Below are 26,977 nucleotides of genomic sequence, written 5' to 3'. Positions count from 1 at the left end.
CGGACGCCCCTCCCCTTCGGACGACCTAGGCGAGCGGGGTGCCGCCGAGGCCGGTGATCGTGATCGTCGCGGCGTAGGTGCCCGGCGTGGTCCCCTTCGGGAAGTCCAGGGCCAGGGCAGCGCCGAGCTTGCTGTCGCCGAGACCCTTGCCGGCCTTGGCCCCGCCGAGCGTGCTGGCGCTGGTCAGGCCCGGAGAGGCGTTGGTGGCGACGGCGGCACCGGCGGTGACGTTGCCGGCCGCGTTCTGCTGCACGACGGCCGGCGTCCAGCCCAGGCTGTTGCCGGAGAAGGACTTGGTGGTGTCCGCCGTGTTGGTGAAGTTGCCGACCTGACCCGTGACCGACCAGCCCGGGATCGTCTGGTCGCGACCGTCGGAGACGTTCACGTTCTTCAGGTTGCCGTCGGCGTGGAAATGCCTGTCGCTCCCCGTGCCCGTGAGGTGGGCGGTGCCCATGTCCACGATGCCCGGGTCCACCGTCATGGTGAACACGCCCTGCTCCTGCGGCACCGCGACCTGGATGGTCTCCGTGGCCGTGGAGGTGTCGCTGGCGACCGTGACCGTCGCCGCCGAGGAGGTCGAGTCCTTGTAGGCGGCGGTGTTGGCCGAGTGGAAGGTCGCGGTGATGCTGTGCGACCCGTTCGTCAGAGCCGTCGTCGAGTAGGTGAAGGTGCCGCTGCCCGCCGGGGTGGTGAACAGCGTGGTGCCGCCCTCCTTGAACTCGACGGTGCCCGTCGCGGCGGCCGGGGAGACCGTCGCCGTGAGGGTCACGTTGGTGCCGGGCGCGACCGTCTGGCCGGCCGGGGCCAGCGTCGTGGTCGTGTCCGCCGCCGGCTGGACGTCGGCGTGGACCTGCCAGGTGCCGTCCGCCGCGAAGTCGACGATGACGGCGTCGGTGTAGGTGCCGTGCCCGGCGCCCGTGCGGCAGTCGACCAGGAAGAGGAACGACTCCGCGGTGCCGTTGCCGGCCGCCGCCTGGACGGTCGCCATGTCGGTGTTGAACTTGGCACCGAAGTGCCCGCCCACCGCGACCGCGCCCGACACGTTGTTGGAGACGGTCTGCTCGGTGCCGGCCAGGTCGATCGTGTTCACGTTCGCCAGGTTGGTGCCGGCGGCGCAGGCGCTGTCGGCGACGAAGTTCGGCACGACGGACCCGTCGCCCGAGGTCGGGGTGAGGTGGAGGCCGCCCAGGTTGATGCCCGCGGGCAGCGGGCTGGGGACCTGAGCGTCGGCGATCGCGGGGGCGAGCAGTGTCGCTCCCATCGCCCCGAGCACCACACCGGCCATGACGGCCCGGCGCTGCAGGGAAGTGGTCTTCATCAGGGGCTACACTGACCTTTCTCATAGAGGGCAATGCCCGCTGCACAGCCCTGGACGACCCCGGGGATGGCCCCCCGGGCGACTGTGGGTGTTGGATCAATGCCCAAGGGCTGTGCGAAGGTCCGGTACCTGGCCCGCGCTCCGCCGGCCAGGTACCGGTCCGGATTCAGGTGCTCAGTCGGTCGCGAAGGCGCGGAGGCCGTCGACGATCTGGCCGCAGGTGTGGCCCAGCGGCGAGCTGTTGAGCAGGCCGAAGCCGTAGTTGAGGATGACCGTCGACTTGCTGCACAGGCCCTGGCCGGGGCCGAAGACCGAGTAGAGCTGCGCGTCGAAGTCGGCGTTGCCGACGTTCACCTTCTTCCACTCGACCACGTTGTAGACCTCGCGGCGAATGATGAAGGAGGTGTTGAGGTTGCCCGTCTCCGCCGTCGGGAAGGCGCCGGTGAGCGGGTTGATCACGGTGCCCGTCGCGGTGTTCACCAGGCTGTGCAGGTGCGCGCCGTTGCGACGGTCGCCGTGGTTGTTGCGCTGGCCCACCCACTGGGAGATCGAGAACGGGGCGAGGCCCAGGGCGTCGTTCTGCAGCACCGTGCCGTCGTGCTCCTCGACAAGCGCGCCGGAGAAGTCGGTGCCGTTGAACGCACGGTCGTGGACCCAGGTCGGGACCGTGGTGATGCCCATCTTGGTCAGCCAGAAGGAGCGCGTGCCCGAGCCGCTCTGCGGGATGTAGAGGTGGATCGGGGTCGCCCCACCGGAGCAGGTGGCGGCGCACTGCGGGTCGTACGTGACGCCGTTGATGGTGACCTGGGCGCCGTCACGGTACAGCTTCTGCAGGGTGCCGGCGCCGGTGGTGGCGTTGGCCGGGTCGTAGCTGAGCGCGTTGTAGTTCGTCGCGGTGGCGTCGCCGGAGTGCTTCGAGGCGACCGTCACCGCGTCCAGCGCGAACGGCACGTACACCCAGCGGCCGCCGTTGGCCTGCGAGGTGCCCGGGTCGCCCGAGGAGCGGGCGAAGTCGATGCAGCCGGCCTCGGGCTGGTCGACCTCGTCGGCGAACGGCGCGGCGATGGCCGCCGCCACGCCACCTGACTGACGCAGAGCGGTGACGCCCTGGCCCGAGCCGTTCGGCCGGTTCAGGGTGCAGCTGCGCTTCGGGCTGAACACCAGGTGCTGGGTCTTGGTGATCGGGTCGACGGCGTCCCAGGAGCCGACGATGCCGTTGCCGATGCTGTCGGCGGCGCCGTTCAGCACGTCCTGGGTGGTATCCGAGCCGACACCCGCCAGCGCGCCGACCGGGTCGGCGGAGGCGGGCCCGGCGACGCCGGCGACGAGACCCGTGGCGACGGTCGCGGTGGCGATACCGCCGACCAGCAGCCTGCGCACGAGCCGCTTCGTGTTGATCATGTGCGTCCTTTCCTGCGATGGTGGCCGCAATGCCTGTCCCGACTCGGGGCGGGCGACACCATCCTGGGTACATGCGGGGCGGGGTCGAAACCGGAAGTGCATGGAGGCTCGCGATACGTGCGGGTACGCCGGACTTAAGGAGCGGTTACGGTTGATGGCCGGGTCTTTCCCCGGCTGTCGCCTGGTGTTCATGCCGGCGGCCGGTCGCAGTGCGCGGGCCGCGGGATCACGGCTCCGGGCGGCGGCTGAGGACGAGCCGGAGCAGCGGACCGCCGACCGCCCCGCCGAGGCCCGCGACGAGCACGATCACCAGCGCCCACCGGATCACGCCGATCGCCAGGGCCGGTGTGGTCTGCGCCGCCGCGACCGGGCTCGCCGACGTGGTGGTGAAGGGCGCCGGTGACGGGGCCGACGCCGACGGGCGGGCGCCGGTGTCGGGCACGCCGCTCGCCGTCGAGCCGGCCCCCGTGTTGCCGGAGTGTCCGGTATTGCCGGACGTGCCGTTGCCGCTGCTGTTGCCGTTGCCGGTGATCGCGGCTCCCCCCGTCGCGGTCGGCGTCGGGCGGGCCAGCGGGTCGGGCAGCAGCAGCAGATCGGCGCCGGCCATGGCGATCGTGCGCAGGCTCGCGGGGATTGGCAGATACCCGTGCGGCAGCTGACCGGGGTTCACGCCCGGCTGCTGGCCCTCGTTCACGGCGTACTTGACGAACGCGGCGTAGTCGGAGCGCGCCGCCAGGTCGAGGTTCAGGCGGACCGCCGCGTAGGTGACCGAGCTCAGCGGATAGCCGCCGGCGCCCGGGTTCGCGGGGTCGACCTGGGGCAGCCCGAACTCGTCGCGCTTCCAGTTGGCGACGGCGGTGCCGACCGACGTGGTGGTCGGGGCCACGCACCCCGTGCCGTCGGCCTTGCACAGCTCGGCGCCGACGAGGCCGTAGTTGGCCATGCTGGCGGTGTCCATGACGCCCCACATCAGCGTCTGCCCCGGGAACTGGATCGGGTTGGCGACCTTCCACCAGCCGGCCGTGCCGCCCGGCGCCGTCGCGTTCGGGTCCCAGTCGGCCCCGTGCGGGCTGTTGGCGGCCCGGATGTGGCTGGCGCTCTCGTCGAAGTTCTCCAGATACGGCAGCAGGTCGAGCGTGCAGCGGCCGGTTTTCGGCTCGCCCGGCTGCTTGGTGTCGAAGCAGACGTTGGGGCGCGGGAACGCGTCGAGCGGCTCTTTGCCCAACTTCAGGTTTTGATAGACGTCGTTGATGACCATGCCGTACTCGTCCGGCTTGCCGCCCAGCCAGTCGCGGGCCGACTGGTCGGTCAGGATCCAGGCCCAGATCTGCCGGATGACACCGGAGTGCTCGGCCGTCAGCAGCGGTGACGTGAGATTGGCGCCGGCCCGGTCGCCGATGTCGGGGTTGAGCTTGATGAACTCCTTGTCCCGGGTGAGGAAGTCCGGGTTCTGCCGGGCCCACGCGGGCAGGGAGCCGGTGCTCGTGTACTCCGTGAGGTCGCTCTGGTAGGACTGGGTAAGCGCCTTGGCCAGCAGCCGCGGGGTGAGCTTGATCGGCGTGGTGACGTACCCCTTGCTGAGGTTGACGTTGAAGGCGAAGGCGGCCGCCGAGACCGCGACGGGCATGTACACGATCGGCGGCAGCGCCGGCGCCGGCGAGCCGTTGCGGACCGCCTCACTGCCCACCACGACGTTGGTGAAGGCGAGACCGGCCTCGGAGTCCGGGCTGCCCAGCTGGGTGGTGTTCGAGCCCTCGGGCGTGGTGGAGTAGCCGTAGATCCGCTTGCAGTTCGCCGCGGCGTTCAGCGCGAGCTGCCAGGAGACGACCGCGTGGGACACCAGCTCGGTCCCCTGGGTCTGGCGCTCCTTGGCCGACCCGATCGGGCAGTCCTGCTCGAGCGGGTTGTAGCCGAGGTGGATCTGCAGGCGCTGGGCCCAGGACCCGGCGCCGAGCGGCGACTCCTGGATCGCGCCGGCCGGGCCGTCACCCTCGATCTTCCAGCCGTTGGGCTCGTACTCGCCGCGCGGCACGATCACCAGCCAGCAGTCTCGCGGCCGGCCGTCGGTCAGCACCGCGCCGCAGCCGAGGCCGGGCGCCTCCGTGCGGGTGAGCGTGTTGAAGTACAGGTCGCCGGTGCCGTCGGCCCGGGTGCCCGCCTGCTGGATCTCGTTGGTGTTGCTCGCCTTGAACGGGTACAGCGCCGGATCGTAGATCTTGGTCGTGGTCCCGACCGGCACGAAGGGCACCGTGTAGACGGACGTGGAGTCGGTCGGTCCGCGGTGCGAGAACCCGGGCGCGGACGGGTCCTCGGCCGGGTCGCAGCCGAGGCCGGCCACGCTGCCGTCGGCCGTCGGCACCGGGCTCGTGGCACTGGGCGTGTGGCTCGCGCAGAGCGTGCCGTTGCGCACGCCCGTGTACGAGCCGCCGGAGCCGCTCTGGCGCATGCCGAGGCTGCCGTACTGGCAGTTCTCGGGCTGGGGGCCGGCGTCCGTGTCGCCGTAGCACTCCATGACCTGCAGGTAGTTCGCCTGGTACGCCCCGAGGGTCGGCTTGAAGCCCTTCCAGGTCACCTTGACCGCCTGGTGCACCAGGCTCCGGGTCTGGCCGACCGTGACCTCGAGGTTCTGGAAGTCCTTGTGCATGAAGGCGTAGGGGTCGGCGGGGTCGCGCGGCTTGACGACAGTGGTGTTGTCCCGGCCGAGGAGGCCCTTGTCCCAGCGGACGGTGACGGCGGAGTCGGTCGTGCCGTTGCCGCTGATCTGGTCGACGGTGTCCGCCCGGGCCGGGCCGACCGGCCCGAGCGCGACCAGGCCGAGGGCGGCGAGCGCCGCGGCCAGGCCGCCGGCGACGCGCCGGCGGCCGTCCGGGCCGAGGACGGGCCGCATCAGAAGCCTTCCGTCCGGTTGCGCCGGGCCCGCCGGTTCGCGCCGTACTGCGCGGTCAGCGGCGGGATCAGGCCGAGGCCGAGCAGGAGGGCCGCGGCGACCACCATCAAGGCGAGTTCCATGCCGTTGCCGAGGGCCGGCGACGTCTCCACCGCCGCCGCGTCGACCTGGCCTGCCGTACCGCTACCGCCGCCCTGTCCCCCGCCGCCGGCGCCGTCGCCACCCGAGCAGATGCCGGTGTCGGGGTCGCAGGTCGGGGTGGAGCCGGCGGCACCGGTCGGGGCGCCCGAAGCATTGGTGCCGGTACCGGTGCCAGTGCCGTTGCCGGCGGTGTTCCCGGTGCCGCCCGTGTTCGTGGTCCCGCCGTTGGTGCCGTTGTTCCCCGTGCCGCCGTTGTTGGCATTGCCGTTGCTGTTGCCGCCGGTACCGGTGCCGGTGCCGCCAGTGCCGGTGGTGCACTGGGTCGATCCCTGCCTGTCGCAGGCCGGCGGATTCGGGTCGTTCTTGGCCAGGGTGTTGGTGCCGTCCGTGGAGAACGTCGGGTTGTTGCACTTGCTGATGTCCGTCGCCGGCACCTGGGCGCCGGGCACCTGCGACAGCTGGCCGAAGCCGGCCTGGACCAGGTTGATCGGCAGGGCCGAGTACCCGAGCGCGTTGACCTGGCTCTGGCCCTGGCACAGCAGATACTTCCCGAACTCCCCGAGGGTGTACCCCTTCTGGTTCGTGAAGCCGTATTCGTTGGTCGTCGGCAGGATCATGTACGAGTACGAGGACAGCACGTAGGTGCGCGGGTCGGTGTTCGCGTAGACGTCGGTCAGGTCCTGGGTCAGGTACGTGGCCCTGTCGTTCCGGTCATTGTTGATCTTCGCCTTGAGCAGCGAGACGGCGACGTGGCCGGCCGTGGGCTCGGTGTAGTAGCCGGCCTTGTTGAGCACCTTGGCGACCGGGAACCGGGCGGCGAGGGCGTAGGAGTACTCGACGTAGCCGATGGAGCCCACCGCGTCGGCCTGCGCGACGTAGCCCGAGACGCCGAGGTCGCCCGCCTGGCCGATCATCGCCGAACCGCCGAGGACCGGGTAGGCCGAGGTCTGCGTGCACGGGTCGCGGTGGACCTTGCCGCAGTACGCCGTCCAGAGTGCGGGCTGCTGCGCGACCATCCACTGGGTGAACTGGGCGCTGGAGCCGGACCCGTCCGAGCGGACCACCGGGACGATCGTGATGCCCGGCAGGCTCAGGCCCGGGTTGTCGGCCTTGATCGCGGGGTCGTTCCATCTGGTGATCACACCGGTGAAGATCTTGGCGATGTTCTCGCCGGACAACCGCAGGTTTGTGACCCGGCTGGCCCCGATCTTCAGGTTGTACATGAACGTCGTGCCGCCGGCGGTGTCCGGCATGTAGACGTATCCGCGGGCCGGCGGCGGGTCCGGGTTGATGCCGTCCTTGACGCCGTAGGGGATGTCGGACGCCGCCCAGTCAAGCGTGCCCTCGCGGAACTTGTTGCGGCCTACGGTCGAGCCGGTCCGCTCGTAGTCGACCCGCATCTGGTACTGCTTCACGTTCGTGATCCACGCCTGGAACGCGTTGTAGGACCAGGTCGAGCCGCCGCCCGAGATCGGCACGAAATCGGCCGCGCGGGCCGGGTTCGCGGGGACGAGGCTCACGAACGCCGCGCAGAGCGCCGTGATCAGCACCGCCGTCCGGCGTCGCCATCGGATCCGGCGAGTGTTCATGGTGCGGCCTCTTCTCTTGACGCAACGGTGGTCGGATCGGTGCGCGTCATGCGGCGTACGTCGCGCTCCGAGGCGGCCGCGCGGCGGCGCCGGCCGCGCCTGGTGAGTTCGCCGGGTCCGCGCCCGCCGATCGCGCGGGCGACGATGAACAGCAGCACGACGAGGATGAGCAGGACCGACGCGGTGCCGAAGCCGCGGGCGATCTCGTTCGGCTCCGGCGACTGGACCTGCGTGTAGGCCAGCAGCGGCAGCGACATCATGGCGCCGCGGAACGGATCGAGGTTCATGTAGCCGGTCGCCCCGGCGGTCAGCAGCACGGGCGCGGTCTCGCCGATCGCCCGGGCGGCGCCCAGGATGACGGCCGTGGCCAGGCCCGAGCGGGCGGTCGGCAGCAGCACGTTCCAGGTGGTCCGCCACCGGCTCGCGCCGAGGGCCAGCGAGGCCTCCTTGAGCGACCCGGGCACCAGCCGGAACACCACGTCGGAGGCCCGGATGATGATCGGCAAGATCGTCACGGACAGTGCGCACGCGGCCGCGAACCCCGACGGTCCCCAGTGGAAGATGAGGATCAGGGTCGCGTAGATGAACAACCCGGCGATGATGTCGGGCAGCGCGGTCATCGCCTCCACGACCGTGCGGATGAACCGGGTGAACCGACCCGGCACCTCGTGCAGGTACACCGCGGCGAGCAGGCCCAGCGGCACCGCGAAGCCCAGCGCGATGCCGAGCTCGATGAGCGTGCCGTAGATCGCGTGGAGCACGCCGCCCTTGGTGAGCGGGTCGGTCGCGAGGGTCGAGCTCACATCCTGCGTGTAGAAGTTCAGGTGGATGATCGCGCGCCAGCCGCGGCTGAGCGTGTAGCCGAGGACGAAGAAGAGCGCGGCGAGCAGCACGGCCGCCAGCGAGTGCACGACGAACGCGCTGATCCGGTCGCGCATGGCGGCGCGGTTCTCGTCGAGCGAGACAAGCACCGCATAGAAGACGACGACCACTGACCATGTCGTGACGACCCACCCGAGCACGCCGGTGAACGGGCCGAGCTGCGTCCACAGCACGAGGGTGAAGGCGGCGCCGGCGGCGAGGGCGCCGGTGACCGCGTAGACGTCGGTGCGGCGCAGCCCGCTGGTGCGCCGGCGCGGCTGGGCGTTCGACCCGCCGGGCCGGCCGGGCACGACGGTGGCGGCGGTGGGCTCCGCGGCGGTCCGGTCAAGCACGGTCACCGTCACACCTCGCTCAGGGCGCCGGAGCGGGACCGCGAGACGACCCAGGCGGCCATGAAGTTGACGAGCAGCGTCAGCACGAACAGGGCGACACCGGCGGCCATCAACGCCGAGATGCCGAACGGGCTGGACTCGCCGTAGCGCAGCGCGATGAGCGACGAGACCGAGCTGGTGCCGTGCTCCAGCACGTGCGGCTGGATCTCGAAGCGCGGCGAAATGATCATGACTACGGCGATCGTCTCGCCCAGCGCCCGGCCCAGGCCGAGCATCGTGCCGCCGATCGCTGCGCCGCGGCCGAAGGGCAGCACAACGCTGCGGATCATGCCCCAGCGCGTGGCCCCGAGCGCGTATGCGCCCTCCCGCTCGCCCGCCGGGGCCAGGCCGAACGCCTCCCGCATCACCGAGCAGGCGATCGGGGCCACCATCAGCGCCACGACCACGCCGGCGATGAACGTCGAGGCGGTGTAGGCGGTCGGGGTGGCCAGCGGGTCGTGCCGCTGGACTCCCGCGACCGAGAAGACCGGGATCCAGCCGAACCAGTCGGAGATCCACCGGGACAGATCGATGATCTTCCACTGCAGGAAGAAGAAGCCCCACAGGCCGAACACGACGCTCGGCACGGCCGCCATCAGGTCGACCATCGCGATCAGGGTGCGCTTGAGCCAGCGCGGCGCGTATTCGGAGATGTAGAGCGCGGCGCCCAGGGCCAGCGGTACCGCAACGGATATCGCGACCACCGCGATGAGCACGGTGCCGACCATGACCGCCGCGATGCCGAAGCCGCCGCCGTCCGGGCTCCACTGCTCGGTGGTGACGAACGAGAACCCGGCCTGGTCAAGGGCGTCCCAGGCGCGATAGGCCAGGAACGTGCCGACGAGCACCATGAGGACCAGCACGAGGCTGCCGCCGCCGCGGGCCAGGCCGAGGAACACCCGGTCACCGGGGCCGGCGTTGTCGACGAGCCGGCGCCGCTGCGGCCGGGCGACCGGCTCCGTCTCGACGCTCATCGCCGGCTCTGCAGGGCGACGACGCTCTCGGCCGGCTCGGCACCGGCCGTCAGCTCGACGAACTTGGCCGCACTGAGCAGACTGTCCTGATCGCGCTGATACCAGCGCCCGCTGGCGGCGACGGCGACGCCCCCCAGCTCCAGCCGCCATCCCCAGCGCCCGGTGGGCCTGTCGTGCACCGGCCGGCGCACCAGCCGATCGGCGCCGGCCCGCAGCTCGGCGAACGCGTCGAGCGCCTGCCGGTAACTGCCGAAGCTGCGCGCGCTGCGCCCCAGCTCATGATTGTTCGCGCCGATGAGCCGCCAGGCATACCAGTCGCCCGCCCCGCCGGGCGCCGACCGACCCATACGGTGCGGATGGACCGCCGCCGGTCCGCACAGGACCTGAATCCGTACCTGGGGCATGAACCATCTCCAGCCTCGATGGCGGGCTCGAACCGCCGGTGCGCAGAGCTGAACCTCGCAAGGCCGAGCCAAGCGCCGAGGGAGAGATAGTGAACGCCGAACGAAGCGTGGATCGCCGCGAGTGGATCGCAGCCGTTTCGGCAGCCAGAAATTGCATGGACCGCCACCATGACATCAACCGTTCCGCCGATGTCCCCGGCCGCGCGGCATTCGCCGGCCGGCACAAATACGGCGGGCACCCTTGAACTACCGCGTCACGGGCAAAAAAACGCCCGCGGCCCTTTTCGGCCGCGAACGGGTGATTGCCGCGACGGTGCCGGATAAACGCGCTACGCGAGGTCTTGGCGGACCGTTCCGGTGGCGACCATCATCGCCGCGTCCTCGCGCAGCGGGTCGGGCGAGTAGACGTCGTAGATGACGATGCGGTCGACGAGATCCGCGATGGTCTGATGCACCTCGACCGGCCCCACCGGCGCCGCCGGGAACGAGTGCCGCCCCACCGCGTAGCCCTTGGAGTGCTTCATGAAGCCCGCGGCGAACGGAGCACCCGGCCGCAGAGAGCGGACGAACCCGCGCAGTGCGGTACGGAACTGCCTATCGGTGGCCGAGATGGAGCATGCGACGAAAAACATGGTGCCCATGTCCCACCGGGCAATGCTTTCGTCACTGGTCGAAAGGTCGAAGACACTGCCGCGCTTCACCCTGGCCCGCAAACGCAATGCATCTCGGGCCGCATCGGCATCCATCTTCGCATAAGCGGAGCTATCCCTATAAAGCGTCCAGAACTGATTCCAGGTAACGTCAAAGCCGCGAGTCTGCCGTTCCAGCCACTTTATGTTGTTCGGCGAGTACTCGATCAGGTCGAGACTGTCGCAGAAGGGTAACATGGCGAATGCCGGGTATAGGTTCGTGCCAGTGCCGACGTCAATGCCGCGCCCGGGTGGTCGACCGTCCATGGCCTGCGAAAAGAAATCACGAACGATACGAATGATAAGAGCATCGTCGGCACGCAGCGTCCGGTAATTCTTGTCGTGGTAGCGCTTACTGTCGAACCGCGTCCAGTCGACCTGATGATTGAGCACCAACTCCGCCACGGAGGTAGGCTGGAATCGACGGCGGTGACGGCGCTCGCGACGGGCGGAAACTTTGGTCTGGGCGACGTTGATCGACCGCGCCAGTGGGCGCGGCGGCTTCCCTGGCCGTCGCCTCATGGAGGATCCCTTCCCGTCAACGGCTAATGATGCACTACGCCACCAAGGCCGCCACCCCTGCCAGTCACCTAACGTCTGCTCGAACCAATGGACACGAACCGTTCGGCCGGGGTGCCCCTGGTAGGGAGCCTTAAACGCTTCGAGGGACCGGCGATCACTCGTCCGGAGTGCTGCCGTCGTCCACCCGCCCAACCCTCTCGGGCATCCCCCTAGTCTCTACGGTCCGGGATGTCCGGGAGATCACCGGGCACCGAGCCGGGCAGGCAGGTAATCACCTGGCCGACAACCAGCCCGAGTTCCCCGACGGGGTCCGCTCTGGCCATACTCTTCAGTAATTCGACGGTACCCGGCCGTTCTCCGAACCGCTCTCCAAGCGCTCGGACTGCTGTGATCTGCACCGTCCAGTCACTATCGCGGGTGGCGTCCTCCAGCGTGGCGCACACTTCCGGCGCCGGCTCCGGCAGTTCGATCAGTGCCGCCAACACCTCCCTCCGGCTTTCCGCGTCAAAGTCGCTGAAGAGCCCGGCCACCCGCCGCTGGATCTCGACGTCGTCGCCGAACCATCGGATCAGGCTGCAGGCGGCCACCCGCCGGACGGCCGGGTCGGCGAGCCGCCGGTCCAGCCGCTGTGCCAGGTCGGCACTGGGCCCGCCGGACTGGGCCAGGCCACTGGCCGCGGCCTCGACGACGCCGGGATCGGGGTCGTCGGCCACGCGATTGGCCAGTTCTCGGCGCACATCCGGCGCCGTCGCGAACTCGTCGGCCAGAATCTGCACCACGACCCGCCGCACCGCCGAGTTGCCGGCCGGCCGGTCGCTGTCGAGCCGGGGTGTGCGGAACCGCGACAGGAGGGCCTTGCGCACCCGTTCGTCAGCGACGCCCCGGACGGCCCGGACGGCGGCCCGCACCACGTCGCCGTCGAGGTCGGTCCGGACGATGTCGATGAGCATGTGGAACGTCTCGAGATCCTCGTGCTGCGGCGCCAGCACACGCACCGCGGCCAGCCGGATCCGCTCGCTCGGATCGTGCCGGGCCCGGTTCAGGAAGAGCCGCTGCGCCTGCGGGGTCATCGCCCGCCGCTGGCTCATCGCCTGCACGATCGCCAGGCGCACACCCGGGTCCTCGTCGAGCCGCGCACGGCCGATGATGTCGACCCGGCTCGCCGGGTTGAGCCCGAGACGGATGGTCAGCGCCTGCATGGCGGCCCGGCGCACCTCCGGGCTGGTGTCACCGAACAGGGCCTTCTCGAGGGCATCCCCGATGGCGGCATCACCGACGGCCATCTCACCGAGGATCCGCACCGCCGTCTCCCGGACCACCGGATTCGCGTCTTGGGCCACCCGCTCGAGCAGCATCTGGCGGGCCGCCGTGTCCGTGGCATATCGAGCCGCGATCACCTGCATCGCGGCCAGCCGGACCGCGTCGTAGCGGTCCCCCCGGGCGCGGTCGATCGCCGCGTCGCGGACCGTCGCGGCCGCATCGCCGAACTCGGCCAGGGCGTCCGCGGCGGCCCGGAACACCGTGGCGTCGGCATCCTCGCGGACCAGCCGCTCGAGCGGCCCCCGGATCTCGGGCCGCCGGGCGACCTCGTCCAGCAGCTGGACCGCCATACGCCGCAGCGGGGCCGGCTGCTCGGGGCCGAGGCGGCCGACCAGAGCCCGGAACACGTCGTCGCCGCCGGTGTACCGCTCGATCAGCGCCTCGACCGCGAGCCGCACCGCCTCGGGGTCGTCGTCCTCGCGCACCCGCTCCAGCAGCAGCTCGGCGATGTCCGCACCGCCCAGCCGGCCCAGCAGTTCGAGGGCGGCCCGCCGCACGGACGGGGCGTCGGCCCGGGCACAGTCGATCACCGCCGGCCTGACCTGCGCGTCGGTGCTGAAGGCGGCCCGCAGTTCGCGGATCGCGGCCGCTCGAATGGCCGGCGGCTCCGCGGTGTCGGCGGCGAGCGTCCGCAGCACCGTCACCACCTGAGGGTGGCGCTCGAAGTCGAAGTTCTCGCCCAGCGCGTGCACCGCGGCCACCCGCACGAGACCGAACGGGCCGCTGCGGGCCTGGCCGATCAGCTGGTCGCGAATGACGACCACACGCGACTCGGTGAAGACCGCGGGCGTCGACGGACGGGCCCGCACGGCCAGCTCGGAAAGCCCGGCGACGAGCGCGTAGGCGGCCCGGCTGTCCCCGAGACCCTCCAGGCCGGAGAACAGCTTGCCGATGTCGTCGTCCGGGCCGGACAGGATCGCCGCCAACCGCGCGGCGTACTCGGTCACCGGGCTGCACAGCAGCCGGCCACCGCGGCGGACGTACCAGGTGCGGTAGTTGTCCCGCCCCGGCCAGTCCGGCCCGATCCGGCGCGCGGCCGGCAGGATCTCGTCCTCGATGAGCCGCAGGGTGTCCCGGTCGTCGATTGCCACACAGTGCTCGAGCAGCATGATGAGCCGGTCCAGGAGCTGCGCCGCCGCGGCGCCGGCCTGGCTCGGCTTGTCCATCTCGGCCAGGCACTGGGTGGCCAGCGCCAGGTTCCACGGCGCGCTCGCGAACTCGCGGGCCGGCCACCGCTCGCCCGGCAGGTTGATGAGCTGGGTGATGATGTCGCCGACGTGCGGTCCGTAGAGCTTGCTGGCGACCAGCCGCAGGACCTCACGCCAGGACGCGTCGGTCCAGTGCGTCAGGTACAGCTCGTGCAGTGCATCGAACGACATGCTGCGGCGGAGCCCGAAGTCCCCGATGATCGACTCGGCGCAGAAGAACTCCAGAAATGCTCTGTGCACGAAGCTGTAGAGATCGGGCCCGAACTGGCTCAGGATGAAGTCGCGCTCGTGCAGCTGCCTGACCATCGCCTCCGCGTGCTCCCGGGCCACTGCCGCGTCGACGGCCACCTCGTCGACCAGGTACTCCGCGAACACCTCGCCGAGCGCGGCCGGTCCGACATAGTTGACGGCGGCCGCACTGCCGTCGCCCTGCATCCGTCGGGCGAGCCGCTGCAGCATCTCCTTCTTGTTCGTCGCGTTCAGGTCGACACCCGCCGGCAGCCGGCCGACCGGCCCGCGATCGGTGTTCCAGCGCGCAACCAGGACGTCGGTGGCGTGGTCGTACAGCTTCCAGCGCTCGCCCGGCAGTTTGCTGACCCGGCTGATGATTGCCAGGATCGTCAGCAGCAGCGGGTTGCCGGCCAGCTCGCGAATGGGGTTCGACTCCCGGATGGTCATCAGCACGCTGCGGCGGTGCGCCGGCTCGTCGACCTGATCGGACAGCATGCGCGGAAACCAGCGGCCCAGGAAGTCCTCGATCTGTCCGTCGTCGAGGTCCTGCAGCGCGAAGTGGGCGAATCCGGCGCCCGTCAGCGTGCCGCGGGAGTATCCGATGATCCGCGACGTGACGATGACCCGGGCCGACGCAAATGCGTCGGCGAACTCCGCGATGCTGCGGGCGACGGCGTCCCGGCGGGCATGGTCGAATATCTCGTCGAGCCCGTCGAAGACCGCGAGCGTCCGCCCACTGGCGTCGAGGTACTGCCGTAGATCCCGCTTGGGCAGGCCCAGACCCTTACGCTCGGCCAGTTGGTCGAGGTAGCTGAGGAAGTCGTCGCACTCACGGCGGCTCAGCATCTGGTCGTACTCGCGCAGCTCGACGATCAGCGGGAGGTGATCGACAAGCTCGGACAGCCGATCGTCGCTGCGCGCCCGGGCGAGCACCAGCATCAGATAGCCGGCGACCGTCGACTTGCCCGCTCCCGGATCGCCCAGCAGCACCATGGTGCGGTGGCCGGGATCGCAGACCGCGTCGAAGAGGCGCTGGCGCGGCCGGGCGAAGTACAGCTCCCGCAGGTGCGCGATCTCGTCCGGGGCCTTGTGGTGCTGCAGGTTCTCCGGAGCGATCTGCCCCTCGTCGACCATCCGCATGAGCCAGTCGCGCGGCAGCTCGGACGGCGGCGGCTCCCGGCGGACCGACTGCTCCACGAAGATGTCCGCCAGCGTGACCTCGAACCGGTCCTCACGCTCGGGCAGCGCGATGCTGTTGAGGTTCAGCCGGCTGTAGCGGTGCTCCAGGCGGCGCAGGTACACCTGCACGATCTCGCCGTCCAGGGTGTGCCGGTTGGGCGGCATGCTGCCGATCCGGATCATCTCGTGCGCCAGCGCGGCCGTCACCTGCGCGGCCAGATCGTCCTTCGACTTGAAGAAGGAGACGATGCGATCCCCGCTCTTGCTCAGCTCCTCGCGCAGCCCGACGATCCGCTCGGCATCGGGGTAGTCCATGCGCGAGCGCGGCCACGGCGCGTCGGGATGCAGCAGGAAGATCAGGCACGGCTTGCCGGTGTCGACGGCCTGGCGGTACTCGAGCTCGGTGATCGACTTGTCCAGGTCCGGGACGATCGTGCCGTAACGCCAGGCGAAGATGCCGACGTAGACGTCACAGCGAGCGACGTCTTCCAGGCACACGGCGACGACGGGCGCGGAGTCGGCGACATAGTGCTCCATCGCGCGCACCTGCCCGCGCAGGCGCAGCACCGCAGTGACGACCGCCTGTCGCTCATCCTTGAGGTCCTCAAATGTCGAGGACACATAGACGCTGACCACAGTCGCTCCTGTCGAAACCACCAAACGCGCTCAGGCGCCGCCGACCGGGGCCTTCGCGGTCACGAGCTCGAATGCATCCCGCGCACAGCCCCACGACAGGCCCACACCACCGCCGCCGTGACCGTAGTTATGGATCACGATGGCGCCATCAAGATCGACGCGCTCCAATCGCACTTTCGATCGTACCGGCCGAATGCCAACGCGGACGTCGAGAATTTTCGCATCACTGAGTCGCGGCTCGATGCGGGCACACCTTCGGACGATTTCCCTTGCGGCCGACCAGTCGACTGCGGTATCGGCCCGACCCGGATACCAGGTCCCTCCGAGCACGACGCGATCACCCTGGGGCACAAAGTACGTCAGCTCGTTCGATCCGTCGTCGAGCTCGATGAAAAACTCCGACAGGCCAGGCATTTCGACAACCACGATCTCGCCGCGCACGGCCTCCAGCTCACCGTCGGACGCCAGCACCCCGGCGCCGTGACCTGCGCAATTGACGATCACAGCGGCCGTGTCCGCGAGCTCGGACAAGGATGCGACCTCGGCGATTTCGATGCGGCCACCGGCCAGCCGGAATCGCTCCTCCAAATGGCTGAGATATTCCGGCATCTCGACGACCGGTGTCTCATATCGCCATCCGCGACGAAACCCATCCGGCAGTTCGCGTGGGCCACAATCCTGGACGTCCGGCAGCCAGGAAAGGTATCCCGACGGCAAGCCCGGGACCCGCTCGGCCTCCACTCCCCAGAGCATCTCGACTCCGGTACCCGGCCGCGCCGCCAGTTCGATGAGCCGCTCCAGCGTAAACAGACCCCACCGTTTCGCCCGATCGTCGTCGACCATGTGCGGGCCCCAAAAGGCCGCCGCCGCACACGACGTCGTCTCGCCGGGGCGATCCCGGCTGTACACAACAACAGATAGTCCGTTTTCGGCGAGATGCACCGCGGTCGTCAAGCCCGTGACCCCCGCGCCGACCACCACGACCTCGTCAGAGAAGCTGCCCACCCCAATAAGATAGACGCTCAACAGATCGATGTACGTATTGATCTGACAGTGGTGCGGCCAGCACCGCGCCGGCGCCGACCCCATCAGTTGACCACTCGTGCGAATTGGGCGGGTCCGATCGGTAAAGTGACCTCGCGGTCCTCACGGAGGACCGCGGCAAGAGCCACGGAGGAACAATGCTCACCCTGGGCGAGGTGCACACCGGCCTCTTACAGCACTCCACGCCGGTCTCCAGCGAGAAGGCGGCCCGCCTTCTCGACCTCTCGCCGGGTGCCCGCGTCCGCCGGTCCGAGCGCCCGATCGCCTACGCCGTCTCGCCCGACCGCCTCACCGGCGTCGACTGCGCGCTGCCCGCATCGAGCGGGGCGAAGGTCAGGGCCATCGGCACGGTCTCCGCCCATGCCTCCCTCACCGGGGGCCACATCCTCCAGGGCTCCGCGTTCACCACACTCGTCCGCAGCCCTGAGAGCCACCGCCTGCCGTGGTCGCACTACCTGTCGCATCCGGGCCGGATCGAATTCGTCGGACGCGCCAAGCTCGAAGATCTTCGTGACGGGTTCCTGGCCAACCACCGCTCCGAGGACCGGCTCGATGTGGCAGGCATCGCCGCGCACATCTTGGACGCGGTGCAGGGCCGGCCCGACCTGGACCGGCGCTCGCCGTTCCGGTCACGGCGCACCAAGCTGCGGTGCGTCATCGAGCATGCCCCCGACGACAAGATCGTCGGCGCGTTCGCCATCGAGTCCGAGACGCGGCGCACCCTGCAGCTGCGCGGGCCGGAGGAGCACCGCGAGGCGATGCTGGATCTCTGTGAGGATCTCGCGCTGCACGACTGGCTGCTGACCACCCTGCTGTCGATCACCGAGACCGCGATGAGTACCGCATCCGAGACGATGCAGCGCACACGCCGCCTGCAACCGGCCGTCGAGTATCTGCTGCCGCTCTGGATGCCCGCGGCCCGCCTCGACGGTGCCGTCCTGCCGGTCTGGGACGCGCTGGAGCGCCGCCCGGGCTTCACGCGGCAGTGGGACCTGTCGGTGAACCGGGTCCGGGATCAGATCACGCTCAGCGCGATGCTGCTCATGCAGGAGGCCGTACGCTCGGCCGCCTAGGAGTGGAAGGCGTAGCCGATCCGGTCCACCACGTCGTCCGGCAGGTCCAGCCCCTCCTTCCGGGCCCGCCCGGCGACAAGCTCCTGCACCGCCTTCTCGACCGACACCTGGCTCAGAATCGTCCGCACCGCAAGCTCGACGCTCAGGAAGCCGGAGCCGAGCACCGACTCGGTCCGGTAGGCGGCGAACGGGTCGGCGTCCTCGTTCAGCTGCGTGACCGCCGGCAGCTGCGACCAGTCCGTCGGCAGATCACCCGTCCAGAGCCTCGGCTGCGCCACGTTGAGGCCCTGATCGCGCAGGAGCCCGAGACGCAGCAGCTGCCACACCGCGGCCAGGAACGGGCACGACCAGAGCCGCTTGCCGTTGCCGCTGCTCCACAGCTGCACGTCCACGAAGATCGCGTGCCGGCTGGCCGCGTTCTCCGTCGGCGGCTGCCACTCATCCGGCTCGCTGTCCATCGCCGTCAGGCCGAACGACGGCGAGCGCTGGCCGTTGCACAGCCAGCCGCTCAGCGACGCCGGCGGCCGCGAACCGTTGGTCCCCGGCGGCGGGTCGTCGACGATGCGGGCCATGACCAGATCCGCGACCGGCACCCCGTCGGCGACGGCGCAGCCGGACTCCCGGGCCAGGTAGTCGATCGTGAGGCCGCTGTGCGACGCCTCCTTGATCAGCAGGGGGATGACCTCGGACGGGCTGCCGAACGGGGTGAAGTAGTCGTCGATGAGAAAGCACGTGCTGACCCGGAGGCGTTTGGAGCCCGACCGCCGCTGCGCGTCGAGGCGAGCCGCCTGGACCCTGGGTGCCACCCGCTCGAAATGCCGTCGCAGCAGGGCGGGGTCATTTCGGAATTCCTTGAAGTCCTCGGCATAGAAGTGGCCGAGTTCGATCGACACGTGTGAAAGGGGCACGGACGCGACACCTCGCTCGGCGACCGTCTCGCGGAAACGCATCTCGGCGGTGGTCGTCATGACTCCCTCCAGCGGGAGTCGTCCATCAGGGACAGGGCCAACTCGGCGAACGCATCGGCCGTGGCCTGCCGCGCGATGCCCGAGGCCAGGACGTCGTCATCGGAGATGAGCTGCTCGTGCCACTGCAGGACCGGATCGAGCGGTATCTCGCCGAGCAGGACGTTGCGGCCGACCTGGTTGGCGCCGGCCAACTCCAGCAGGTCCTGGTGCGTTCGCTTGAGCCAGGCGTCCTGCGCCGGGGTCAGGCCCTCGGTGTGGGTGGAGTCCGGGTTGATGACGGCGGTTCGCACGAACCGCAGCCCGGCGGTCATCTTGGCCGGGTCATGGTTGTACTTCTTCGCGGTCTCCCGAATGCCGCCGGCCCCGTAGACCAGGCTGGACGCGGCAACCACGTGCTGACTGGTCCAGCGGTGGAAGACGAGCCACCGCTGCTTGACGTTCTGCAGCTCGGGGCGGGCGGTGGCCGCCAGGACCAGCTCCGTCGCGAACGACCGGCCGGCGCTGAGGTCGACGAGGGTCAGCTCGAACTCCTCTTCGAGCCGCAGGAACAGCCTCACGCAGGCATCGATGATGGAGTCGCGGTGCTCCGCCATGAACTCGCCCATGCCGGCGTCGCCGGGATACAGCAGCAGGCGCCCGGCGCGGGCCGGACGGTCGCGCAGGATGGTCCGCTCCGAGGTGTTCCAGACGTCCAGCCGCTGGGCCTCCGGCTTCCGGCCGAGCAGGTAGTTGTGCAGACCACCGTCCTTCGTCCCGCGCGCGACCGAGGTGATCTGGAATATCGCGCCGACCGTCGGCGAGCCGAAATCGAAGTCCAAATAGCACACGTCATTGCCGTCGAGCGCGCTGCGGTACACCACATTGCTGCTCGTCACCGATCGGCCGGTGCCGCCCTTGTCCGACGCCGCGAAGACAAGCATCGTCAGCCCTCGGCCACATTCATACGGGCGGCAGCCAGCTCGTCGAGCTTCTGCAGCGCCTCGATCGCCAGCGCGGTCGACGTGGCCGGCCGCTCACCGGCGTATCGCCGGGCGCGGGAGAGATCGGCCCGGATGCGCTGTACTGAACGGCCCATCGGCCCCCTGCCCTCCACCGCTCCGGCCAACAACTCCTTGTCGAGCAGGTGCTCGGCCTCGATGACGAGCTCCAGCGCATATCCGTGCAGCATGTTGCTGCGCAGCGTCGGCCGCTGCACGGTTCGGGCCGCGGCGATGAGCGCCAGCACGACACGCTCGGTGTAGTACCACGAGGTGTCCTCATAGAGGGTCTTGATACTGGGGAACACCAGCGAGGGCTGGTCCCACAGGCCACGCCCCGTCGTCTCGTCGCGCAGCCGGCGGGCGCTGATGTGACTCCACACCCGGTCGGCCAGGCCGATCAGGTCCGAGCGGCGCTCGCCGTCCGTCAGCAGCTGGGCGATGACGTGCGTGCGCTGCATGAGCAGGGCCGCGAACTCCGTGATCGGCCAGCGCAGTGTCGGGCCTCCGCCCACCTCCGCGCCCTCCAGCAGCAGCATGACGCCGGGGTCGTGGAGGTTGAGCATCGGATCGCCCGCGACGGCCCGCGACGTGATGAGCGCGCGCTCGGCCAGGTCCTCCAGCACGGCGCCGACCCGCACGAGCTCGGCGTCGGAGCCCCGCTCACGGGTGAAGCCCTTCACGGCCAGCGAGGTCACGAGGAGCGTGAAATAGATGGACTCGACGCCGTCGACCGTCTTCCAAGGCATGTCCTCCAGCGGCCAGCGGCCGGCGCCGAAGGTCGCGACAGTTGCCCAGTAGGTCCGGGTCAGGTCGTAGCGCAGCTGGAGGGCCTGGGCCAGACGCTGCTGCTCCTCATTGAGCAGGCTCAGGGTCCGGGTACGTTCGGACAGCAGATCCTCGATCGCGTCGAGCGCCGTCACCGTGAAGTAGAGATACGGCTTGTCAAGCGCATAGCCTTTCGGCTGCTCGCCGATCTTCGCCTCGAGTTTCTGGTCGTCCACCTCGATATCCGGTGCGCCTTCGACGACCCCCCACGACCAACCGCACTCGAAGAGCCGGTCGGGAAGGGTGAGCTCCTCGAGTGAACGGCGGCCGGAGCCGATCAGGACCGTGTTGTTGAAGCTGGCCAGCGTCTCGCGAAGTTCGCGGCGCAGCCGCTCGACCAGCCGGCTCGGGGCGATGCCCTCCTGATTGAGGGTCTTGACCAGATTCTCGCCGTCCTCCGATTCGTACGCGAAGACGTTCACCGAGAAACTGCGCAGGAGCCCGACCATTGCCGCACTCAGCCGGGTCGATGCAAGTTGCTCCAGTCTATCGAGGTCGTCCAACGTCTCGCTGCGCTGCGCGGACGAGCGGTAGACGCGCGCGAAACCGAGGGCGGCGAGTGACAGGACCATTGAGATGGCGTACGAGTCCACGATCGGCAGTGACAACTGCTCGGGGACGGGCTTCTCACCCGACTCGGCGACGAAGTACGAGCCGCCTGAGAACGTGGGTGCGCCGCTGGAGTCCCGGTAGGTGGTGAAGTACTCGTTCAGCAGCTTCACCAGGATGGGTGGGATGTCGAGGACTCCTCCGAGCGGCTTGAGGATGTCGGCCATCTCGTTGTCGGTCTCGTTGGGGCGCTCCAGCCGGAACTCGTCGAGCTGGGTGGCCGGCAGCAGGATGCACAGGAGTTGTTCGGCGTCGCTGATGGAGTTGGATTTCTCCCGGCCGCCCCACTTCCATTTGCCGTTGCGCCATGAGTTGCGCACGACGGCGCGCCAGATCGACAACAGCTCCTGCCGCGGATGAACCTTCATCGAACGCCCCACCATCCACTACCGGCGACCAACCGCAGACGTTACTCGCTGACGATTATGAACGGCGCCACCAAGGTGCCACCATGACCCTCACGACTAGTTCTTGCCGGAGCGCCGACCTCGATCTTTCCTCGAAGGCGTGAGCAACCGCCCGCAATACCGATAATGATCTCCGTATGCGCTGCTCCGCGAGTGATCGCACCCCCAGCCCGGCGTCGTCGCCCTCCTGCCGATTATGCGCTCCGCGGGGACAGGATGACATCGTGCTTCGCCGATATCTGAACGATGGCCCGGCAGAAACTCCAGATATCGGCCGAACGCCCTACTCGTTCCGGCTGTCGGCCACTCGGATCAGGACCTTGCCGACCGTGCCGGACTCGACGGCGGCGTGGGCGGCGGCCGTGGCGGCCAGGGGGTACTCGTGCAGCGGGATGCCGGCCTCCGGGCCGAAGCGCAGGGCGCCGTCGGTCAGGGCGGCGTTCACGGCGGTGGCGGCTCCGGCCAGGGCCGGGCGCGGGACGGTGTAGAGCAGGACGAACTGGTAGCGCGCGTTCAGCACCATGTTGCGGCGGACGTCGACGGCGAGCGGGCCGCCTGAGCTGTCGTTGGCGTAGATCGCGATGGTCCCGCCCGGGCGCAGTACCGACAGGTTCAGTTCGGCATTGTGGGCGGCGGCCACCTCGACCACCACGTCGATGCCGGCGGGGACGGCGCTGCGGAGTTGGGCGGCGGCGTCCTCGTCGCGGTAGTTCACGACGTGGTGGGCGCCGGCCCGCCGGGCCAGGTCGGCCTTCTCCGGGCCGCTCACGGTGGCCGCCACCGTCGCGCCGGCCCAGACCGCGAGCTGGATGGCGGCGTTGCCCACGGCGCCCGCGCCGCCCGCGACGAGGACGTTGAGGCCGGCCAGGGCGCCGGGGGCCAGGCGGGGCGGCGCGCCCTCGTGGACGGTCAGGGCGCGGTGGGCGGTCATCGCGGGGACGCCCAGGCTCGCGCCGGCCTCGAACCCCACGCCGTCCGGCAGGGGCACCGCGCGGTCGGCCGGGACGACCGTGTACTCCTGGGCGGTGCCGCTCGCCGGGCGCTGGTAGGCGGCCATGATCAGCCAGACCCGGTCGCCGGTGCGCAGGCCCGTCACGCCGGGGCCCACGGCGTCGATCACGCCGGCGCCGTCCTGGTTGGGGACCTGGCCCTCGTCGGCCACGGGGGCCATGGCGGTGGCGCCGGTGCGGGTCTTCCAGTCGGTCGGGTTGACGCCGGACACGACGACGCGGACGCGGACCTCGCCCGGGCCCGGCTCGACGATGTCCCGTTCGGCCTCGCGCAGCACGCCGGCGTCGCCGAACTCGGAGTAGACGATCGCCCTGTTCTTTCCAGTCATGACCACCAGGCTATGACGCCAGGCGGGCGGCCACCGCCTTGAGGAACAGCGTGGCGCCGCGGCCGTTGATCACCCGGTGGTCGTACGCCAGCCCCAGCGCCACGTGGCCGCCGACCCGGGCCGTGAGCGAGACGGCGCACGTCGTGCCCGGCAGGACCAGGGGTACCGCGGCTGTCACGTCGGGGTCGGTGTGCAGGGCCAGCAGGATGGCCGGCGCGTCCAGGTCGGCCGGGCGGAACTGGCCGCGCAGGGCGGTCGTGCGCAGCTCCATCAGGCGGCCCGCGATGTCGGCCACCGACAGGGCCGGCACGTCGCGGATGACCGGCACGTGCAGGCCGCGCCCGACGTCGACAGTGACGCCGACGTCGACAGCGGTGTGGCGGCGCACCCGGTCCGGTGGGACGAACGCCGCGAAGCAGTCCGGATGCTCGGCCGCGACCGCACCGATGGCCGCGACGGTCAGCTCCACAAGACCGATCATCCGGTGGTACTTCCGGGAAAGTTCCCGCCCCACAGCAGGGTCCGCCGGCACCCGCAGCGCCACGTACGCCTGCGGGATCGCCAGCGACTCCGTCACGACCGCGGCGACCGCCCGCTGGACGGCCGGCAGCCGCTCATCGGCGGGCGGCGCTTCGAGGTCGGCCACCCGGATCACCTTGCGCCCGAGCGCCTCCACGTCAGCCCGTGAGATGCCACGCTCGGCCATGACCCGCAGCGCCGGTTCGGTGATCACAATATCCGACATATTCGAAATGTCGGTTGCACGAGAAGCGGAAGAGCGAGAAGCAGAGGCGGGGGAAGCAGAGGCAGAAGGAGCGGGTGCCGGCGAGGCAAGTATCGAAGAAGCGGGTGCCGGAGAAGTGAGGGCCGCCGAAGCAAGGGCAGGAGAACTCTCCAGGAGCCCGATCACCGCTCCCACCGCGCACGACGAGCCCACCGGCAGAAGCTGACGGAGGTACCCCTCCCCCGCGCTCGGCAACTCCTCGGCCGCCTTCGACGTCTCCACCGTCGCGACCGGATCGCCCGCCCGGACCAGCGACCCCGGCGCGGCGATCCACTCGATGAGCGTGTACTCGGTGTCGTTGTTGTTCAGCTTCGGCACCCGGATCTCGGTCACCTCAACGCTCCCACGATCGTCGCGGCCTGGACGAGCACCGAGCGCTCCAGATGGGCCGCGGTCGGCACCACGGTGTCGGCCGCGTGCAGCACCCGCACCGGCCGGCCGCAGTCCCGCAGTCGATAGGCGACCTCGGTGGCCCAGGACGCGCCCGGCGGCCCGTCGTCGACGACCAGGATCCGCCGGGCCGGGTGGCGCAGGACGGGGGCCGGGTCCCAGGGGTAGAGCCGGGTCGGCACGTGCAGGGCGCCGCACAGCTCGTAACGCCGCAGCAGCGTCTCCATCGCCTCCAGCGCGCGGTGGGCCAGGCCGCCCGGGGCGACGATGAGGTAGTCGTCGCACGGTGCGCCGTCGATGACCACGGTGTCCTCCCGGAGCGCGAACAGCCTGGGCACGCCGAGCGGGCGGCCGTAGAGCACCTTGTCCTCGAACAGCACCGCCGGGCGGCCGGAGCCGAGCATCGACCGCAGCGCGGGCAGCGGTGAGTGGAACGGGCTCAGCTCGTGGACGTCGAGGCCGGGCACGCCGAGGAAGTGCTTCTGCGGGCTCTGGCTGTGCGTGGGGCCGTAGCCGCGGTTGCCGCCGGTGGGGCAGCGGACGATCAGCGGCATCGGGACCGGGCGGCCGAACATCGCCGTCGACTTGGCCGCCACGTTGACGATCTGATCGAAGGCGAGCAGTGCGAAGTCGGCGAACATGATCTCGACTATCGCCTTGTCGCCGGCCAGGGCCAGCCCGTTGGCGACGCCGACGATCGCCGACTCGCTGATCGGGGTGCCGAGCACGCGGTCGGGGAAGCGGGTGGAGAGGCCGCGGGTGACCTTGAACGCGCCGCCGTAGGGGTCGGTGATGTCCTCGCCCAGCAGATACAGGGTCGGATCCTCGGCCAGCAGCGTGCCCAGGGCGGCGTTGAGGGCGTCGGCCACGCGCGCGGTCATCGGGGGTCCCAGGTGGACGGCGGGCGAGCGGTGACGTCGGCGACGACGGCCGCGACCCGGTCCCGCTGCTGCCGATCAAGGGCCGAGCCGGCATGGCGGGGGTACCAGTCCGGCAGCTCCGCGACCGCATGGGCCGCACGGGTGTCGTCGCCCTTGCTGTGCGGGCCGAGGCGGTGTGTGGCGAACTCGACGACGAGCGGGCCGGCGCCGTCACGGACGTGCTTGAGCGGCTCCTCGAGCATCGCCCGCGCGGCGGCGACGTCACCCTCGGCATCACCCCCGGTGAGGGAGACGCTCACGTGCGCGATGCCGAACGCGGCGGCCCGGCCGGCGATCGTGCCGGCCATCGCCTCCGCCGACGGGGTGCTCTGGGCGATGCCGTTGTGCTCCACGGCGACGAGCAGCGGCAGGCGCCACAGCGCGGCGAGGTTCAGCGTCTCGTACACCGCGCCCTCGCCCCAGGTACCGTCGCCGATCAATGCACAGGCCAGACGGCCCGGCTCCGACCGGGCCAGGTGCAGTGCGGCCCCGGCGGCCAGGGGCAGGCTCTCCCCCTGCACGCCCGTTGACAGGTAGCGGCCGCGCCGCAGGTGCTGGCTGCCGCCGACGCCGTTGCACACGGCGCCGTCCCGCCCCATGATCTCGGCGAGCAGGCCGGCCGGGTCGTCGAACCGGGCGAGGTAGTGCCCGTGCCCGCGGTGGTTGCTGAACACGAAGTCGTCGGCGTCGAGCAGCGGCATGAGCGCGACGGGCACCGGCTCCTGCCCGAGGCACGTGTGCGTGGTGCCGTGCAGCAGCCCCTGCGCGAAGAGGTCAAGCAGCGCACGCTCGAAGTGCCGGATCAGCAGCAGCATCCGGAGGTCGTCGCTCACAGGTTCACCAGGTACTTCTCGAGCGCCCCGGGATCGATCCGGGCCACGAACGCCGTCGCGGCCGCACGGGCCCGGGCGGACAGGGCGGCATCGACGCGGTCGAGAGCATCGAGCCAAGGCCCGAGCTGCTGCGGGGGTACCGCCGGCCGCGGATACGCCTCCCCCGGGCGCTGCGGCTCATAGGCCACGATCGGGTTGACCGGCAGCAGGTGCGGCACGCCGAGCATGGCCTCGCGCAGCCCGCCCACGTCAGCGGCCAGCACCGGGATGCCGTGCAGCATCGCCTCCACCGCCGTGTAGCCGAACGTCTCGTCCCACAGGGACGGCATCAGCAGCGCCCGGCTGCCCCGCAGCACCTCGGTGATGTCCTCCGCGGCCGGGACGATCTCGATGTTGGGCCGGGTGGCGAGTTCGGGTGCCACGCCGCCCCACGTGGGCACGGCCCGGAAGCGCAGATCGGGCCGGGCGTCAGCCAGGCCGAGCAGGATCGGCAGCCCCTTGAACCCGCACGGGTTGACCATGGTGACCGGCCCGGACCTGTCCGCCAGCTCCGGAAACGGGGGGCTGCCGTAGACGTGCGGATACAGCACCGTCGAATCGAGGTCGCCGTGCTCGCGCACGTAGTCCCGCGCGGCCTGGCTCACTGACACGAGCCCCCGGCACCGCGCCACCAGGCGACGGCCGGACCCGCTCGGGTAGAACGTGCGCGGCCCGAACGGCAGCTGCTGCAGGGTGTGCACCAGGTACACCACCCGCTCCGGGGCCGCCCGCAGCGCCGACCCGAGCACCATCAGCCCCGGGTCGTCCGAGGGCACGAGCACCCAGTCCGGCTCCCGCGCCCCGGCGACCTCGCGCACCAGCCGCGGCAGGCGGGGCCCGGCCTCCGCGAACACCTCGACGCCGGCGATGGTGCGCACGCCCGGCTCGCCGCGGGTCACCGCGACACAGCTGTGCCCGCGCGCGGCCAGCTCCTCCAGCAGCAGCCGGTTGGACTTCGTGGCGCCGCCGTGGCCGGGCCGGTACGGCATGTTCTGGGCGAGCATGACCCGCATG

19 protein-coding genes and 1 pseudogene are annotated in these 26,977 nt (G+C 70.4%); 1 reads left to right on the top strand and 19 read right to left on the bottom strand.

Going from position 1 to position 26,977, the window contains the following annotated elements; all coding sequences use genetic code 11:
* Positions 1 to 25: 25 nt before the first annotated feature.
* The 10 genes from Dvina_RS06075 to Dvina_RS06030 form a co-directional block, all read right to left on the bottom strand.
* Positions 26 to 1,318, bottom strand: coding sequence for an Ig-like domain-containing protein (locus tag Dvina_RS06075; protein ID WP_223101360.1), 1,293 nt, complete (start codon positions 1,316 to 1,318; stop codon positions 26 to 28).
* Between the two features lie 174 nt (positions 1,319 to 1,492).
* Positions 1,493 to 2,719, bottom strand: coding sequence for a substrate-binding domain-containing protein (locus tag Dvina_RS06070; RefSeq protein WP_223101359.1), 1,227 nt, complete (start codon positions 2,717 to 2,719; stop codon positions 1,493 to 1,495).
* 226 nt (positions 2,720 to 2,945) lie between these two features.
* A complete protein-coding gene (locus Dvina_RS06065; RefSeq protein WP_223101358.1) occupies positions 2,946 to 5,606 on the bottom strand; it encodes a hypothetical protein in 2,661 nt (886 codons plus the stop codon).
* Complete coding sequence (locus Dvina_RS06060) at positions 5,606 to 7,336, bottom strand: phosphate ABC transporter substrate-binding protein PstS (RefSeq protein ID WP_223101357.1); 1,731 nt, start codon at positions 7,334 to 7,336, stop codon at positions 5,606 to 5,608. The genes Dvina_RS06065 and Dvina_RS06060 overlap by 1 nt, the downstream gene beginning before the upstream one ends.
* On the bottom strand, positions 7,333 to 8,556 hold the full coding sequence (gene pstA / locus Dvina_RS06055) for a phosphate ABC transporter permease PstA (protein ID WP_246656061.1): 1,224 nt from the start codon (positions 8,554 to 8,556) through the stop codon (positions 7,333 to 7,335). The genes Dvina_RS06060 and pstA overlap by 4 nt, the downstream gene beginning before the upstream one ends.
* Positions 8,557 to 8,558: 2 nt before the next feature.
* Positions 8,559 to 9,563 carry a phosphate ABC transporter permease subunit PstC gene (pstC, locus tag Dvina_RS06050; protein ID WP_223101356.1) on the bottom strand — a complete coding sequence of 335 codons (1,005 nt, stop codon included), beginning with the start codon at positions 9,561 to 9,563 and terminating at the stop codon, positions 8,559 to 8,561.
* Positions 9,560 to 9,910: a hypothetical protein gene (locus tag Dvina_RS06045; protein WP_223101355.1), complete on the bottom strand. Its 351-nt coding sequence runs from the start codon at positions 9,908 to 9,910 to the stop codon at positions 9,560 to 9,562. Before Dvina_RS06045 ends, pstC begins: the two co-directional genes overlap by 4 nt.
* Before the next feature lie 386 nt (positions 9,911 to 10,296).
* Positions 10,297 to 11,061, bottom strand: a complete 765-nt coding sequence (locus tag Dvina_RS06040) for an SCO2525 family SAM-dependent methyltransferase (protein WP_223101354.1) — start codon at positions 11,059 to 11,061, stop codon at positions 10,297 to 10,299.
* A 326-nt stretch (positions 11,062 to 11,387) separates the two neighbouring features.
* On the bottom strand, positions 11,388 to 15,752 hold the full coding sequence (locus tag Dvina_RS06035) for a HEAT repeat domain-containing protein (RefSeq protein WP_223101353.1): 4,365 nt from the start codon (positions 15,750 to 15,752) through the stop codon (positions 11,388 to 11,390).
* Positions 15,753 to 15,782: 30 nt separating this feature from the next.
* Positions 15,783 to 16,757: an NAD(P)/FAD-dependent oxidoreductase gene (locus Dvina_RS06030; protein ID WP_223101352.1), complete on the bottom strand. Its 975-nt coding sequence runs from the start codon at positions 16,755 to 16,757 to the stop codon at positions 15,783 to 15,785.
* A gap of 176 nt (positions 16,758 to 16,933) precedes the next feature.
* Between Dvina_RS06030 and Dvina_RS06025 the strand changes: the two genes are divergently transcribed.
* Positions 16,934 to 17,869: an SCO2521 family protein gene (locus Dvina_RS06025; RefSeq protein ID WP_223101351.1), complete on the top strand. Its 936-nt coding sequence runs from the start codon at positions 16,934 to 16,936 to the stop codon at positions 17,867 to 17,869.
* On the opposite strand, the gene Dvina_RS06020 is transcribed toward Dvina_RS06025, so the two are convergent.
* The 9 genes and pseudogenes from Dvina_RS06020 to Dvina_RS05985 form a co-directional block, all read right to left on the bottom strand.
* Positions 17,866 to 18,837 carry an SCO2522 family protein gene (locus Dvina_RS06020; RefSeq protein ID WP_246656060.1) on the bottom strand — a complete coding sequence of 324 codons (972 nt, stop codon included), beginning with the start codon at positions 18,835 to 18,837 and terminating at the stop codon, positions 17,866 to 17,868. The genes Dvina_RS06025 and Dvina_RS06020 overlap by 4 nt on opposite strands.
* Positions 18,834 to 19,757, bottom strand: a complete 924-nt coding sequence (locus tag Dvina_RS06015) for an SCO2523 family variant P-loop protein (protein WP_223101350.1) — start codon at positions 19,755 to 19,757, stop codon at positions 18,834 to 18,836. The genes Dvina_RS06020 and Dvina_RS06015 overlap by 4 nt, the downstream gene beginning before the upstream one ends.
* A 2-nt stretch (positions 19,758 to 19,759) precedes the next feature.
* Positions 19,760 to 21,619 (bottom strand): SCO2524 family protein, encoded by a 1,860-nt coding sequence (locus Dvina_RS06010; RefSeq protein WP_223101349.1) that lies wholly within the window; start codon positions 21,617 to 21,619, stop codon positions 19,760 to 19,762.
* Between the two features lie 322 nt (positions 21,620 to 21,941).
* The gene (locus Dvina_RS06005) at positions 21,942 to 22,997 is read right to left on the bottom strand and encodes an NADPH:quinone reductase (RefSeq protein WP_223101348.1); all 1,056 of its coding nucleotides are present in this window, start codon (positions 22,995 to 22,997) and stop codon (positions 21,942 to 21,944) included.
* A gap of 10 nt (positions 22,998 to 23,007) precedes the next feature.
* Positions 23,008 to 23,742 carry a 2-oxo acid dehydrogenase subunit E2 gene (locus tag Dvina_RS06000; protein WP_246656059.1) on the bottom strand — a complete coding sequence of 245 codons (735 nt, stop codon included), beginning with the start codon at positions 23,740 to 23,742 and terminating at the stop codon, positions 23,008 to 23,010.
* A gap of 219 nt (positions 23,743 to 23,961) precedes the next feature.
* Positions 23,962 to 24,099, bottom strand: a pseudogene (locus Dvina_RS55650) (lipoyl domain-containing protein); the annotation flags it as partial.
* 11 nt (positions 24,100 to 24,110) lie between these two features.
* Positions 24,111 to 25,052: an alpha-ketoacid dehydrogenase subunit beta gene (locus tag Dvina_RS05995; RefSeq protein ID WP_223101346.1), complete on the bottom strand. Its 942-nt coding sequence runs from the start codon at positions 25,050 to 25,052 to the stop codon at positions 24,111 to 24,113.
* Complete coding sequence (locus Dvina_RS05990; RefSeq protein ID WP_246656058.1) at positions 25,049 to 25,924, bottom strand: thiamine pyrophosphate-dependent dehydrogenase E1 component subunit alpha; 876 nt, start codon at positions 25,922 to 25,924, stop codon at positions 25,049 to 25,051. The genes Dvina_RS05995 and Dvina_RS05990 overlap by 4 nt, the downstream gene beginning before the upstream one ends.
* A complete protein-coding gene (locus Dvina_RS05985) occupies positions 25,921 to 26,967 on the bottom strand; it encodes a glycosyltransferase family 4 protein (protein WP_223101345.1) in 1,047 nt (348 codons plus the stop codon). Before Dvina_RS05985 ends, Dvina_RS05990 begins: the two co-directional genes overlap by 4 nt.
* Positions 26,968 to 26,977: the final 10 nt, after the last annotated feature.

The sequence above is a fragment of the Dactylosporangium vinaceum genome, from assembly GCF_019904175.1.
Taxonomy (GTDB): Bacteria; Actinomycetota; Actinomycetes; order Mycobacteriales; family Micromonosporaceae; genus Dactylosporangium; species Dactylosporangium vinaceum.
Note: the sequence above shows the minus strand (reverse complement) of the source record. Positions and strands in the feature narration are given on the sequence as shown.

Excerpts from the sequence above, each read along its gene's own strand:
- Dvina_RS06075 (WP_223101360.1), bottom strand. The coding sequence starts at position 1,318 with ATGAAGACCACTTCCCTGCAGCGCCGGGCCGTCATGGCCGGTGTGGTG.
- Dvina_RS06070 (WP_223101359.1), bottom strand. The coding sequence starts at position 2,719 with ATGATCAACACGAAGCGGCTCGTGCGCAGGCTGCTGGTCGGCGGTATC.
- Dvina_RS06065 (WP_223101358.1), bottom strand. The coding sequence starts at position 5,606 with ATGCGGCCCGTCCTCGGCCCGGACGGCCGCCGGCGCGTCGCCGGCGGC.
- Dvina_RS06060 (WP_223101357.1), bottom strand. The coding sequence starts at position 7,336 with ATGAACACTCGCCGGATCCGATGGCGACGCCGGACGGCGGTGCTGATC.
- pstC (WP_223101356.1), bottom strand. The coding sequence starts at position 9,563 with ATGAGCGTCGAGACGGAGCCGGTCGCCCGGCCGCAGCGGCGCCGGCTC.
- Dvina_RS06045 (WP_223101355.1), bottom strand. The coding sequence starts at position 9,910 with ATGGGTCGGTCGGCGCCCGGCGGGGCGGGCGACTGGTATGCCTGGCGG.
- Dvina_RS06025 (WP_223101351.1), top strand. The coding sequence starts at position 16,934 with ATGCTCACCCTGGGCGAGGTGCACACCGGCCTCTTACAGCACTCCACG.
- Dvina_RS06020 (WP_246656060.1), bottom strand. The coding sequence starts at position 18,837 with ATGACGACCACCGCCGAGATGCGTTTCCGCGAGACGGTCGCCGAGCGA.
- Dvina_RS06015 (WP_223101350.1), bottom strand. The coding sequence starts at position 19,757 with ATGCTTGTCTTCGCGGCGTCGGACAAGGGCGGCACCGGCCGATCGGTG.
- Dvina_RS06010 (WP_223101349.1), bottom strand. The coding sequence starts at position 21,619 with ATGAAGGTTCATCCGCGGCAGGAGCTGTTGTCGATCTGGCGCGCCGTC.
- Dvina_RS06005 (WP_223101348.1), bottom strand. The coding sequence starts at position 22,997 with ATGACTGGAAAGAACAGGGCGATCGTCTACTCCGAGTTCGGCGACGCC.
- Dvina_RS06000 (WP_246656059.1), bottom strand. The coding sequence starts at position 23,742 with ATGTCGGATATTGTGATCACCGAACCGGCGCTGCGGGTCATGGCCGAG.
- Dvina_RS05995 (WP_223101346.1), bottom strand. The coding sequence starts at position 25,052 with ATGACCGCGCGCGTGGCCGACGCCCTCAACGCCGCCCTGGGCACGCTG.
- Dvina_RS05985 (WP_223101345.1), bottom strand. The coding sequence starts at position 26,967 with ATGCTCGCCCAGAACATGCCGTACCGGCCCGGCCACGGCGGCGCCACG.